Genomic DNA, 14,216 nt, shown 5'->3' with positions numbered 1-14,216 from the left:
ATCACAACGTTTACCCATAGAGATCATGGCCAATTTGCCTTAAGCTTCTGCCCTTGCCAGATTCAGAAAACCGGACCCTTATTTATGAGCAATCCCCTGACAGATGATCTTGCTGGCCATTATCGCGCCATTATTAACGGCCTAGGCGAAAACTGTGACCGCGAAGGCTTGAAAGACACGCCTCTGCGTGCGGCCAAGGCGATGCAGTTTCTAACCCGCGGTTATCAGCAGGATCTGAATGACCTGATCAACAACGCCGTGTTCGAATCCGCCATGGACGAAATGGTGGTGGTACAGGACATCGAACTTTACAGCCTGTGTGAACATCACATGCTGCCTTTTATTGGCAAGTGCCACATTGCCTACCTGCCTCAGGGCAAGGTATTGGGCTTGTCCAAGTTCGCCCGCATTGTCGATATGTACGCACGGCGCCTGCAAATCCAGGAAAATCTAACTCGACAGATCGCCGAAACGGTAGAGAGTGTGACCAATGCCAAGGGCGTAGCCGTCGTCATCGAAGCCCAACACATGTGCATGATGATGCGCGGCGTTGAAAAACAGAATTCGAAAATGAAGACGTCAATGATGCTTGGTCAGTTCCGTAAATCACAAGCCACCCGCCTGGAATTTTTTAATTTGATCAATACCAACCGTTGATCAGGCTCAAATTGGTCTAGCGCTAAGGCGCTAGATAACGTGTAAGACATGCATTATTATCATTTTCTTTGATAGGAGCGTTACACCATGCTCGAGATGTCTGACTCGCAGATTCTCGAAATCCTGCAACAGGTCCGCACCATAGCACTGGTGGGCGCCAGTGAAAAAACCAACCGCCCCTCCCACGAGGTCATGCATTACTTACAGCAGCAAGGTTATCGGGTAATACCCGTTAACCCCCGTTTGGCCGGCCAACAGCTGCTGGGTGAAACCGTTTATGCAGACCTTGAATCACTGCCGGTTGCAGTAGACATGGCAGACCTGTTCCTGGCTCCGCATCGCACCGACGCGGTGATCGACCAGGCCATCGCTATGAACATTCCGGTCCTGTGGCTCCAAATTGGCGTTATTAATCACCAAGGCGCCGAGCGCGCGCGACAGGCGGGCATAAAAGTGGTGATGGATCGCTGTCCAAAAATGGAAATACCCCGGCTTATGCCCCGACCCTAGTGAGCCCAATGAAAAACACGGATTCAACACAGCGTGTTGTGGCAAAAGGGCTTTTGCACCCAGCCCTGCCGGTGTTTATCTTCTTTTTATTTTTATTGCTGGCCCTGGGTTTGCGATTTGGCCAAAGCCAGCAAGACAGTCGCCAGATTCAGGCGCACCTGGACACCGAGGCCGAAATAATGGCCAACAATCTGCAGCGGGAATTCAATATCCTCTTGCTGGGCCTGCGCCGCAGCGCTAACCGTCTGCATTTCAACGGAGGAATTACCGAAGCCCAATGGCGAAATGATGCCCGCAACTATTTGCAAGACTTCAGGGTTTACCAGGCAATCGAGTGGATTGACCGTGATTTTTACATCCGCTGGATCGAGCCGACGCACGACTGGCCAGAATTGGTTGGCTACAATGTTGCTTTCAATGCCGAGCGACTCCGGGCACTGAAGCGCGCAATGCGTACCGGCAACTCTGATGTTTCAGGGGTTATTCCCCTGTACCCGGGTGGCAAAGGGGTTGTAGCCTTTGCACCTGTGGGCACCGGCGACGACAACAACGGTTTTATCGGCGCGGTTTTTCAGATAGATGTTCTGGTACAAACCCTACTGAACAGCCGTGCGCTGACGCTGTTTCAAGTCAATATTTACGAAGACGGCAAGCTTGAATCTCAGCTGAATTCGTCGCTGCCTATCAGTGACGAATTCAATAGCAAGATCGCGCTGGATTTACCCACCATGGACTGGACCCTGACGCTGCGCCCCAGCCACACCTGGGTGCAGGACCAACGCAGCCCTTGGGCCTGGCTCACGTTAGCCAGTCTGTTAATTCTAGGGCTGGTTATCAGTATGGCAACGCTGCTAGCGCAGGAAATCCTGCGCCGCAATCAGGCACTGCTGAAAACCCGCAGCCAACTGGACCAGGAGATCGCTCAGCGTAGCGCTATCCAGCAGGATCTGGCCCGGCTGGAATCCACCGACCCTCTCACGGGCCTGGCCAACCGTCGTTTTTTCATGGACGATCTTGCGTTCACCCTGTCTATGGCCGAACGCAAGTCGCGGCAGGTGGCCTTAATTATGCTTGGCCTGGACCGTTTTCAGATGCTCAACGACTCTCTGGGGCATCAGGTCGGCGATGAAATTCTCAGCAAGGTAGCAGAGCGCTTAAGCGGCCTGGCGGATGAACGTATTATGGTAGCCTATGCCGGTGGTGACGAGTTCCTGATCTGTCAGCAGCAGGTAACCGCCGTTGATGATGTCATTCACCTTTTAGGCAGAGTACAGCGAATTTTCACCCAACCTTTTAGCCTGCCAGGCAACCCACTTCAGATTACCGCCACCATGGGCGTTGCCGTATACCCGCAAAGCGGGCCAAACGCCGAAACCCTCCTGCGCAATACTGATATCGCCCTGTATCGGGCCAAAAAGCAGGCCCGTAACAGCTACCAGTTTTATACCGAAGGCATGCAAGAGCGGGAATTATTGCGCCTGGAGCTGGAAAAAGATCTTAGCCTTGCCCTTAGCAATAACGAATTTGTACTTTATTATCAGCCTCAGCTAAACCTGCACAGCAACCGCATCGTCAACGTAGAAGCACTCATTCGCTGGCAGCATCCACGCCGCGGATTGTTGGCGCCGGGTGAATTTATACCGCTAGCCGAAGAAAGCGGGCGCATCACCGATATTGGTCGCTGGGTGGTGACGGCCGCCTGCAATCAGCTCAGCGAATGGCGTGGCACCCCTTACCAAAATCTGCAAATTGCGGTGAATCTGTCCGGGCGCGAACTGGAAAATCCTGACCTTCTGGACTATGTACAGTCGGCGTTAGCGGCCACCGGTGTGGCACCGCAGCAGCTGGAAATCGAGCTAACCGAAGAGATATTCGTGAGCAATATCCACCACAATCTGGACCAGCTCAAGCGCCTGCGGCAACTTGGCGTGCGCTTGGCAATTGACGATTTCGGCGTTGGCTACTCCTCGCTGAGCTATCTTAAAGACTTCCCAATTGACCTGCTGAAAATTGACCGTTCATTTATCACCCAAGTAACCGAACGCCAAGACGATGCCACCATTACCTCTGCAATTATAAATTTGGCCCACAATTTGGGCATCCAGGTTGTAGCCGAAGGCGTAGAAACTACCAGCCAGCTCAACTTTCTGCGCCAGCATGGTTGCGATGTGGCTCAGGGTTATCTGATCAGCCGTCCGATTCCTGCCGACCAGCTGGAGCAGTGGCTGAAGCCGCAATACGCTGAAAACCCACTCTAACCGCGAGACTTCATGGCCAATTATTTGACCACCCTACAAGACGCTCGTCTGCGCCGCTGGGAACGGTGGAACCGCAATTATTTTCTGTTCGCCTTTACGGCGTTGATCATCATTTTGGTGTTCAGCAGCCAACTGGGGTTGTCGAGCGACGATGACTGGGGTGGGCTGGGCATCATTCTGGTGCTGTTAGTGGCGCCAATAGTGGCTATGCAACTAAGGCTGACCTGTCCCGCTTGTAGCGAAAAGCTGGGCTGGCAAGCCAAGCTGATGGTTCCGGAACAGTGCAAGCACTGTGGCTGCTTTCTTCGCGCCAAAGGCTAACAACACGTTCCTAACATTTGACCTATGAGCGGCTAACAGGTTTTAAGCTACACTTATCGTAAAAGGCGACGGGGTAGTTTATGAAAGTAAAAGACATGGCCCGTGCCGCTGGGGTAACGCCCGACACTGTGCGCTTCTACACCCGCGAAAAACTGCTGGCACCCAGCCGCGATCCGGCGAACAACTACCAACATTTCTCCAGCGATGATCTGCGCCGCCTACGTTTTGCCCGTAAGGCCCGCCAGCTCGGTTTTTCCCTGCCCGAGATCCGCGACATTTTGAACCAGGCCGATGACAAACATTCCCCCTGCCCCATGGTACGCGGCGTGTTTGAACAACGCCTGGCCGAGGTAGCGCGCCAGATTAACGAGCTCCAGCAACTGCACCAGCGCATGCAAAAGGCCCTGAACGCTTGGCAAGGCATGCCCGATGGCATGCCAGACGGCCATACCATCTGCCGTTTAATTGAACACTGGGATCAGGCCGAACCTAACCTGACGGAGGAATTCTGAATCATGGACAGCACAACTGCTAACACCGAAAACCGACTCAGCATTGCCGGTGCCACCTGCCAGGGCTGCGCCCGTAAAATCCGCGTGGCATTAGAACCTTTGGCCACCGACAGCGCTGCGGTGGATGTGAACATCGAGCAGAAAACCGTCACCTTGCCCGCAGGTATTAACCCCGCCGACGCCGCCCGCAGAATCACCGAAGCAGGCTACCCGGCGGAAATTCTCCATGCCGAACCCGCTGCCAAAAGCTGCTGTGCCAGCAAGACAACGTCATCCTGTCGCAGCGAAAAAGGTAACACTGATGGCGCAGAGGCCCCTGTGCCAGAGCCAGTCAGCGCCGTCAGCGATAGCAACGACGGCATTCAGCTGGCGATTACAGGCGCCACCTGTGCGTCTTGCGTCAGCAGCATCGAAAAAGCCCTGAAATCGGTTAGCGGCGTTACCCACGCCCACATGAACCTGGCCGATAATACCGCCAGCGCCAGCGGCCAAGTAACTCCGCAAGCACTGATCAACGCCATCGAAAGCGCCGGCTACGGCGCCAGCGTGATTGAAGATCCAGACACTGCAGACGAACGCCGCCAGCAGCAAGATCGCAAACGCTACCGCACCTTGATGGTAAAAATGGCGGTCAGCCTGTCACTGGGTGTCGGCCTGATGATCTGGGGCATGGGTTTCGGCTCGATGACCGTTGATGCCGGCAACCAGACTACCTGGATCAACCTGGGCATTCTAACCCTGAGCGTGATGATTGCCACCGGCAGCCATTTTTTCACCAGCGCCTGGAAAGCCTTTATTCATCACAACGCCAATATGGACACCCTGGTAGCGCTGGGTACCGGCACCGCCTGGATTTATTCCATGGTGGTCGCGGTGTTCCCCGAAGCCCTGCCAGAAATGGCGCGCCACGTGTATTTTGAAGCTTCGGCGATGATTATCGGCCTAATCAATCTGGGCCAGGCCTTAGAGCTGCGCGCCAAAGGCAAAACCTCCGAAGCCGTGCGCCGGCTGCTGGATCTGCGCGCCAAAACTGCCCGCGTGATCCGCGACGGCCAAGAGCAGGACCTGCCCATAGAGCAGGTGCGTAAAGGCGACCAGATTCGCGTTCGGCCCGGCGAACAGCTGCCAGTAGACGGTGTGGTGCGCGAAGGCAACACCCGCGTTGACGAAAGCATGCTCACCGGCGAGCCCATGCCGGTCAGTAAAGGCGAAGGCGACGACGTGTCTGCCGGCACTTTGAACACCAGTGGCAGTATTGTGTACGAAGCCACCCGTGTAGGCAGCGACACCGCCCTGGCGCAAATTATCCGGCTGGTAAAAAAGGCCCAGGGCTCGAAGCCCTCGATAGGCCGCCTGGCGGATAAGATATCTTCCGTGTTCGTACCGAGTGTGATGCTGATCGCCATAGCCGCTGCGTTGATTTGGTATAACCTGGGGCCGGATCCGGTGATTGCGCACATGATGGTTGCTGCCACCACCGTATTGATCATCGCCTGTCCCTGCGCGCTGGGCCTGGCCACACCTATGTCGGTGATGGTGGGTGTCGGCAAAGCCGCTGAATACGGCGCGCTGATCCGCCAGGGTGAAGCCCTGCAAACCGCTGGTAAGATCAACTTGGTGATTCTGGATAAAACCGGCACCATAACCGCCGGCAAACCCGCTGTTACTCAAGTGCATGTAGTAGAGGGTGGCGAAAGCCACCTGCTAGCCCTGGCCGCCGGTCTTGAACAGCACTCCGAACACCCGCTGGCCCACGCCATTATGGAAAAAGTCCGGCAAGACGCTATCCAACCGGCCGACATAACCGGCTTCGACAGCCTCAACGGCAAGGGCGTAGCCGGGGAACACAACGGCGATACCCTGCGCCTGGGCAACCGGCGCTGGCTGGAAGATGAAGGGCTGGATGTAACCCCGTTGGACCAGGCCGCCCAAAGTATTACCGACAATGCCGGCACCCCGCTGTTTGTAGCCTTGGGCACCCGGGTGATGGGCGTCATCGGCGTCGCCGATGCTATCAAACCGGATTCCCGCGCTGCCATTAAACGGCTGCATCAAGCCGGCATCAAAGTGATGATGGTCACCGGCGATGTGGACGCCACCGCCAAAGCCATTTGCGCCAGCGCCGGTATTGACGATTACCGCGCCGAAGTGCTGCCGGAAGACAAAGCCAACGTAGTTAATGACATGCGCAAAAAAGGCTATACCGTGGCCATGGTGGGTGACGGTATTAACGATGCCCCGGCGCTAGCGGCCGCCGATGTTGGATTTGCCATTGGCACCGGCACCGATGTGGCGATTGAAAGTGCTGCCATCACACTGATGCGCGGTTCCCTACACGGGGTTCCCGACGCCATCGAAATATCCCGCGCCACGGTGAAAAACATTCATCAGAATTTGTTTGGTGCCTTTGTTTACAACAGCTTGGGCATCCCCATCGCCGCCGGCCTGCTGTATCCGCTGTGGGGCATTTTGTTAAGCCCGATCATTGCCGGCGCAGCCATGTCGATGTCGTCGGTCACCGTGGTCACCAACGCCAACCGTTTACGGTTGTTCAAAACCAGTTATAAAATAAACAACTCGTCCAAGCAGGAGCAGAACCAATGACATCTTTTCTGGTCAACCTCACAGGTTTAGCGCTGATGGCCGCCGTCGTCTGGTGGTTCTGGCTCGCTCCGACTGACTCCAAAACACAAAGGTAAAACCGATGAAACAACGCACATTGGCCATTCTTCTTGGCGCCAGCCTCAGCTTTGGCTCGGCTCTGGTCAGCGCTGAAACTGAGCGCAACATTCACGTTTACAAGTCGCCCACCTGTGGCTGTTGCACCGACTGGGTAAAGCATCTAGAGGAAAACGGCTTTGAGGTAGAAGTCAGCGAAGTCGACAATGTCACGCCAGTGAAAATCGAAGCCGGCCTGACACCGGCTTTGGCCAGTTGCCACACCGCATTTATCAACGATTACGTGATTGAAGGCCACGTGCCTGCGGACGACATCAAACGCCTGTTAAGCCAAGCGCCACAAGCCCGTGGTTTGAGTGTGCCCGGCATGCCTGCAGGCTCACCGGGAATGGAAATGGGCGATCGCAAAGATACCTATCAAGTGCTGTTATTCAACGCCAATGGCCAGACCCAGGTATTCGCCGAACACAACTGATTACCGCGACATCTCTATATAGTTTGGTCATGATTTACTTTAACATCGAGCTCTTTATCTTATGACTTCGTGAACGAAATCATCGAGAAAGAGCCTCGTTGAATCTGAAAAACCGAATTCTCAGCCTTGCTGCTGGCCTGATGATTGTGGCAAGCATTGCTACATTGGCCGCATACCAGCAGCTATCAGACAATTTAATCGAGCGCTGGGGTAAGCAGGTTGCTGAAATTCAGGCCCGTTGATCAAAGCCGCCGCCATTGGTGAAATGGAAAGCTTTCGCAGTAACTTTCGCGACCACAGCTATTTTGTCGCCTTTCTAAGCAACGGCCACTATTACTACAACAACACTACCAACGACTATCAACGACTATCAAGGCCAGCAGTTCCGCTACATTCTTGACCCAAGCGAGCCCGATGACGCCTGGTTCTATCGATTGATCGCGGAAGGTCGCAACTTCCATCTGAATGTGAATCCTGACACCAACCTGGATGTGACCAAGCTGTGGATTGACGTACTGATGCGCAACGAAGAGAACGTCATCGTGGGTATGGTGGGAACCGGACTAAACCTTGATGACTTTCTGAAGGACATTGTAGACACCGGCCAGCAAGGCATAACCACGTTATTTGTGGATCTGAACGGCGCTATTCAGCTATACCGCGATCGCAATTACATCGATTTTGCCACGATCATCAAGCCCGAAGGCCAGAAAAACACCATTGATCTGCTGTTCGACAGCGCCGACGACAAACGCCAGATACTGGATATGTTGGCCAGCCTGAAAGACACAAGCCATACCGTCAAAAGCCGTTTTGTAACCGTCAAGGGCCGCAAACATTTGGCGCCGCTTTTTTACCCGCTATCGGGTGGTATGAAGTCACGCTGATTGACCTGAGCACGCTGCTACCCAAAACGCATTTATGGCCCCTAATACCGGTTTTTAGTGCCAGCTTGCTGATTACTCTGGCAGCGTTTCATCTGGTGGTCCAGTTTCGCATTCTGGTCCCGGTTCTGCGTCTTACAGCACTCTGGTTACACGACAGCCTGCGCCCGTACGACCAACCCGGCCGATGGGGTGGAGACGAGTTTATGGTGGTGTTATCGCCCTGTGATCATAATATTCTACGTTTTTTGAGCGAGCGTTTGCGTCAGACCGTTGAACGCGAAAGCGCAAACGGCAATATTTCGATTACGGTCAGCGTAGGCGCCTACCTGTGCCAACCCGGCGACAGCGCCAAAATTATCCTGCACGAAGCCGACCAAGCGCTTTACCAGGCCAAGGCCCGCGGTCGCAACATGGTGTTTATCGCAAATAAAGACCATCAAATCCCGGGCTGACCCGAAAAATAATGCATCAGCCACGCTCTCATTGCCTAACGGGTCTGACTCATTGCTCCTTTACAGTTATACTGCGCGGCAACATTCATTTTTTTATCAGCCAGGTTACTTCATGCTTAATGCCGACGCTCTCAGCCAGTTGCGCCAGCTGAAATCCGATATCGAAGAACACAAAGTGGTTTTTTCCGGCACCGTAAAAGCAACCAATGGCCGCTTTGGCTTTGTTGCCCTGGACGATGGCAGAGATGTGTTTCTTCCGCCCGAGGAAATGCAAAAAGTGCTTCCCGGCGACCGTATCAACATCATCGAACAGGATGTTGATAAAGGCAAAACCCAAGGCGTGGTAGAAGAGCTGTTAAACAGCTCGCTGGATACCTTCGTAGGCCGCTATCAGGTCAAAGGCAAAGGCCATTTTGTGGTGCCAGAAACAGCGGGCATTAACCGCTGGATTTTTATACCGCCAAAAGAGCGTAACGGCGCCCAGCCCGGTGATTACATATATTGCCGCCTGCACCGCCACCCGATCAAAGACGGCAAAGGCCAGGCACAAGTATTGCGGATAATAGGCCAGGCCGGTGATGCCGGAATTGAACGGGCGCTGACCATGGCCGGTTTTGATTTGTCTGACGCATGGCCAGAGGCAGTGCAGCAACACGCCCAAGCACTCAGTGAAGACGCGATAGCCGCACACAGCGCAGGGCGGGAAGACCGCTGCTCGCAGCCCTATGTCACCATCGACAGCCCGGGCACTCAAGACATGGACGACGCCCTGCTGGCGGTGCCAAATGCCACCGGCTGGGCGCTGTCGATTGCGATTGCCGATCCCACCGCACTGATTGAGCCAGGCAGCGCCACCGAACGCGAAGCCATGCGCCGTGCTACCGCCATTTACTTCCCGGGCGAGCCGCTGCCGATGCTGCCTGACGCCGCCAGCACCCGCTTATGTTCGTTGCAGCCCGACGCTACGCGCCTGGCTTTGGTGTGCGATCTGCAGGTTAACAACGATGGCAGTCTGGGCGATTACAGTTTTCACCAGGCCAGCATCCGCTCCCACGGCAAGCTCAGTTATGAACTGGTTGCCAACTTGATTGACGGCCGCGAAGACGACGACATTAAAGCTCTGTCGCCAGCCGTGTCTAACAGCCTGGACCAGCTGCACCAGGCCGCTACCGCGCTGCGTCGCTGGCGCGTCGAACACGCTCTAATTAGTGGTGACCGCACGGAATTCCGCCTGCGGCTGGACGAAAACCGCCGCATTCGCAGCATTGAACCCACGGTTCAGAATGAAGCCCACCGCCTGGTAGAAGAGTGCATGGTAGCGGCCAATCGCTGCGCCGCCGACTTTCTGTCGCAGCACAACAAAGGTCTGTTTATTTGTCACAGTGGCCTGCGCGCCGACCGTCATGACAACATCCGCAAGCTGCTGGAACAGCACATGCCACAGCTTGCCGAGCTGGACGTTGCCCAGGCAGAGAGTTTCAAAACACTGATGAAAACCGCCGACAGCCTGAACGTGGACGTCCCGGTAAAATCCATTGTCGCGCGCCAACTGGCTCGCGCCGAGCTGGCCTTCAGCCCCGCGCCACACCAGGGTATGGGGCTTGCTGCCTACACCACGTTCACCTCACCGCTACGCAGGTTCACCGACTTTTACGTGCACCGGGTGATCAAATCGCTGATCTGGCAGGCGCCGTTGGAAGAGTTGGATAACAACGCCCTTAGCACGCTTCAGGCGACTCTGATACAAGCTCGCCAAGCCGCCAACAGCGTAGAGAACTGGTTAAAAAGCGACTTTGCAAAAACCTTGGGCGATGATGACATGGGCGGCGTTATCAGCCGCACCATTCCCGCCGGCTTTTTTGTGCGCTTAAATTGCAACGGCCTGGAAGGGTTTGTCAGCTGCCGTGACTTGGATGGCAAATACAGTTTTGACCCGATCACCCTGCGCCTGATTCACAACAAAAATGGCCGTATCTTCCAAATCGACCAGGCCGTTACGGTGCGCATGTCCGGAGTGGATGACGAACGCCGTCAGATCAATCTGACGCTGCAGGAGCCGAAGCAGGAGCCTGTCCCAGCATCCGCGTAAGGCGCTGGTCTTTGGCTTGCCACTGCTCGGCAAGCCAAAGCTTTACGTTGCGGCGGTATTCAGAGTCGGCCATGTAATCGCGGCCTTTAAGGTTGTCGGGAATGGCCACGGTGTGAATTTCCATTTTAATTTCTGACACCTGGCCGCACAGGAACTGCCAGAAGGTCGGCGCACCGCCGGGGTAGGCAATCGTTACGTCCACCAGTGTTTTGACGGAGTCACCCATAGCGTCTAACACAAAGCCAACACCGCCAGCTTTTGGCGGTAACAGGTGAGTGTAGGGTGATTTTTGGGCGGCACGCTTGGCCGGCGTAAAGCGCGTTCCTTCTACGAAGTTCATAATACTGACGGGCGTGTGACGGAACTTCTCGCAGGCGCGGCGGGTTTCTTTCATATCTTCACCGCGTTTTTCGGGGTGCTTTACCAGATACTGGCGCGAATAGCGCTTCATGAACGGGAAATCCAGCCCCCACCACGCCAAGCCGATCACCGGTACCCACACCAGCTGCTGCTTCAGAAAAAACTTCAAAAACGGTGCCTTGCCGTGAAAAACCCGCTGCATGGCCAGAATATCCACCCAGCTCTGGTGATTACTAAGCACCAGATACCAGCTTTCCTGCTCCAGCTCTTTGGCCCCGGTCACTTCCCAGCGGGTGCCTTGGGTGAGTCTCATCCAGCCACTGTTACACGCTACCCAAATTTCGGCCACGCGAATAATCAGCTTGGTGCACAGCACACCAAAACCCTTGTGGGGAATAATCAGCTTCAACAGCGCCGGAATGTACAAAAGCAGGCACCAGGCCAGGGTGTTCAGTAACAACAGCAACGAGTTCAGTACACCAATCACCGGCGCAGGTAAAAAACTGAGCATGGGTTCATTCCATTTTGAAATTTCAGGATGGCTAATCATAACAACCACATTGGGTCTTGGGCAGAGGTGAATGCCTTCTACTGCTACCAGCGTGGTATCGTATTTACATTATTCTGGCGCCAGCTTGTGGCACTAGCACCATACTTCATTATGGCACTGACACCGGATTCCCGCTGATGAACCCTGTTGAACCTTTCAATCTGGACCTGCGCGCCCTGGCTACCTTTTTGGTGGTGCTGGACGAAGGCAGCGTATCGCGAGCCGCGGTAACGCTTGGGGTTAGCCAGTCGGCCGTTAGCCACACTCTGGAGCGGTTGCGCCAGGCTTTGGGTGACCCGCTGTTCGTAAAATCCGGGCGCGGTATTACCCCTACCCGTTATGCCCAGCAGGCCGGCCCGCATATTCGCCAGGTGCTGGATGATTTGCGCGCGCTGTCTTCCGGCCCGCCGTTCAGCCCTCAAACCACAGACTTAGTGTTTACCATCGCTGCCAACGATTATGAGCGCGACCTTCTGTTGCCAGGCCTGCTGGCTATTCTGCGTGCGCAGGCACCGGGCATTCGCCTGCAAGTGATCGCTGCCGGCATTCCCAGCGCCGAGCTGTTACGTCAGGAAACCTGCGATTTGATTGTGTCGCCGCACCCACCGGAAGCCAGCGATATTATGCAACGTGGCTTGATGGCCGACCGCATGGTGGTGTTTTATGATCCGGTCCGGCGCGAGCCGCCTCATACCCTGGCAGATTTTCTCAAAGCCGACCACATCAGCCTGATGCTGGGTTCCGCCGAACAGCCGGGGCTGGACCAAGCCTTGAGCGCCCGCAATCTGCGCCGCACCAAGAGAGTGAGCGTGTCAAACTTCTCGGCCCTTGCCAGCCTTTTATACGGTACCGACATGCTGGCAGTGGCGCCGGAACGTATGGGTCAGCAGCTGTTATCGCGGGCCGCTTGGGTGCCACTGCCGTTCGATTACAAGCCCTTTACCCTGTTGATGATCTGGCATCAGCGCTATCAGAACGATGCTGCCCATCGCTGGTTGCGCAACCAGATAAACGCAGTGGCGGCCACCATGAATGGAATGGCGCAATAATCAATCGATATCATTCATAGGTTGTATGACAACTGACTGGCTTACCCGCTGCCTTTAAATCCGTAAACTGCCTGCCCAAGTCACCGCTTTTACGGAATTTTCCATGCTTGCCTTAACCAGTATCTGGACCACCATATTATTAGCTGCCGCGGTGGCACTGGGGCCATTGGCAACCGATATGTACCTGCCGGCACTGCCGCAGATTGGCAGCGACCTGAACGCCAGCATCGGCGATGTCCAGCTTACCCTGAGCTTTTATCTGGCCGGTTTTGCCATGGCGCAGTTGTTTTGTGGCCCCTTGGCCGACCGCTTTGGCCGCAAACCCATCATGATTGCCGGTTTTTTTATATTTGCCCTCGCCAGTATTGGTTGTGCTCGCGCCACCAACGTTGACAGTCTAATGCTGTTTCGCTTTTTGCAGGCGCTTGGGGGTTCGGCTGGCCCGGTACTGGGGCGCGCCGCGGTGCGCGATATTTATACACCACAACAATCGACCCGCATCATGGCCATTCTGGCCAGTATTATGGCCCTGGCCCCGGCGCTGGCTCCCACCATTGGCGGCGTAATGGTTACCCATCTGGGTTGGGCATCGATTTTTTACGTGCTGGCCGGTTACGCCCTGGCGATGATGGCCATTGTGGCTATCGGCATACCCGAGCCCATGCGCCCGGAATACCGCCAGCCACTGCGGCCCGCATCACTGCTGAAGAACTATCGCCTGATTGGCAGTGACATCAGTTTTCTGGGTTATACCCTGACCAACAGCCTGATGTATTCAAGCCTGTTCGCCTTTATTTCCGGCTCGTCTTTCGTACTCATCGACTTTCTGGGGGTGTCACCACAACATTTCGGGCTCTACTTTGCCTTTGTGGTGGCCGGCTACATCGTGGGCAACCTGCTGGCGGTGCGCTTGGGCAAACGCTTGTTACCAGATCAGATTTTACTGCGTGGTATTTTGTTGGCTACGACCGGTGGCACCGTTATGGCATCATTGGCACTGGCTGAGATCTATTCAGTATGGGCGGTTATGTTGCCCCAAGCGGTGATTCTGTGCGGCACCGGTATGGTACTGCCACAAACCATGGCCGGCGCACTGGCAAACTTCCCGCGCATGGCCGGCTCCGCCTCTTCCCTGTTTGGCTTCGCACAGATGACCATAGCCGCCGGTTCCGGCGCTCTGGTAGGCTACCTGCACGATGGCACGTCACTGGTGATGGCGCTGGTGATTGCGCTGTCTACGTTTGCCGCGCTTGCCAGCTACGTACTTCTGGTACAACGCTTCCCGGCACCGGGCTTCGAGGCGGAAGCCCGTGTTTAACCGGGCACCTGGCGACCAAAAACGTGCAAATGCATCCAATTTAGACTAAAAAGAGTGAGTTACCCGGTATTATAAAGTCTGTTTTTCTGACACTTCCAT

General features: G+C 55.3%; 11 protein-coding genes and 1 pseudogene. 11 read left to right on the top strand and 1 reads right to left on the bottom strand.

Annotated elements, in window-relative coordinates; translation table 11 throughout:
- Positions 1-84 precede the first annotated feature (84 nt).
- The 9 genes and pseudogenes from folE (at position 85) to MIH18_RS14105 (ending at position 10,840) form a co-directional block, all read left to right on the top strand.
- A complete protein-coding gene (gene folE, locus MIH18_RS14145) occupies positions 85-657 on the top strand; it encodes a GTP cyclohydrolase I FolE (RefSeq protein WP_249006683.1) in 573 nt (190 codons plus the stop codon).
- Between the two features lie 87 nt (positions 658-744).
- The gene (locus MIH18_RS14140; protein WP_249012677.1) at positions 745-1,167 is read left to right on the top strand and encodes a CoA-binding protein; all 423 of its coding nucleotides are present in this window, start codon (positions 745-747) and stop codon (positions 1,165-1,167) included.
- Between the two features lie 8 nt (positions 1,168-1,175).
- Positions 1,176-3,425, top strand: coding sequence for an EAL domain-containing protein (locus tag MIH18_RS14135; protein WP_249012676.1), 2,250 nt, complete (start codon positions 1,176-1,178; stop codon positions 3,423-3,425).
- A 12-nt stretch (positions 3,426-3,437) separates the two neighbouring features.
- A complete protein-coding gene (locus MIH18_RS14130) occupies positions 3,438-3,746 on the top strand; it encodes a hypothetical protein (protein ID WP_249006686.1) in 309 nt (102 codons plus the stop codon).
- Between the two features lie 80 nt (positions 3,747-3,826).
- The gene (locus tag MIH18_RS14125; RefSeq protein WP_249012675.1) at positions 3,827-4,258 is read left to right on the top strand and encodes a MerR family DNA-binding protein; all 432 of its coding nucleotides are present in this window, start codon (positions 3,827-3,829) and stop codon (positions 4,256-4,258) included.
- A 3-nt stretch (positions 4,259-4,261) separates the two neighbouring features.
- A complete protein-coding gene (locus tag MIH18_RS14120) occupies positions 4,262-6,862 on the top strand; it encodes a heavy metal translocating P-type ATPase (RefSeq protein ID WP_249012674.1) in 2,601 nt (866 codons plus the stop codon).
- 100 nt (positions 6,863-6,962) lie between these two features.
- Positions 6,963-7,412, top strand: coding sequence for a DUF411 domain-containing protein (locus tag MIH18_RS14115; protein ID WP_249012673.1), 450 nt, complete (start codon positions 6,963-6,965; stop codon positions 7,410-7,412).
- Positions 7,413-7,510: 98 nt separating this feature from the next.
- Positions 7,511-8,751, top strand: a pseudogene (locus MIH18_RS14110) (GGDEF domain-containing protein).
- Positions 8,752-8,863: 112 nt separating this feature from the next.
- The gene (locus MIH18_RS14105) at positions 8,864-10,840 is read left to right on the top strand and encodes a VacB/RNase II family 3'-5' exoribonuclease (RefSeq protein WP_249012672.1); all 1,977 of its coding nucleotides are present in this window, start codon (positions 8,864-8,866) and stop codon (positions 10,838-10,840) included.
- Here the strand turns inward: MIH18_RS14105 and MIH18_RS14100 are convergent.
- Complete coding sequence (locus MIH18_RS14100) at positions 10,788-11,711, bottom strand: acyltransferase (protein ID WP_249006691.1); 924 nt, start codon at positions 11,709-11,711, stop codon at positions 10,788-10,790. The two genes, MIH18_RS14105 and MIH18_RS14100, sit on opposite strands and share 53 nt — an antisense overlap.
- 176 nt (positions 11,712-11,887) lie before the next feature.
- Between MIH18_RS14100 and MIH18_RS14095 the strand changes: the two genes are divergently transcribed.
- Positions 11,888-12,799, top strand: a complete 912-nt coding sequence (locus MIH18_RS14095) for a LysR family transcriptional regulator (protein ID WP_249006692.1) — start codon at positions 11,888-11,890, stop codon at positions 12,797-12,799.
- A gap of 103 nt (positions 12,800-12,902) precedes the next feature.
- Positions 12,903-14,117, top strand: a complete 1,215-nt coding sequence (locus tag MIH18_RS14090; RefSeq protein ID WP_249012671.1) for a multidrug effflux MFS transporter — start codon at positions 12,903-12,905, stop codon at positions 14,115-14,117.
- Positions 14,118-14,216: the final 99 nt, after the last annotated feature.

The organism is Marinobacter sp. M3C, from assembly GCF_023311895.1.
Lineage (GTDB): Bacteria > Pseudomonadota > Gammaproteobacteria > Pseudomonadales > Oleiphilaceae > Marinobacter.
The sequence above is the reverse complement of the archived record's forward strand: the minus strand, read 5'-3'. Positions and strand labels throughout refer to the sequence as shown.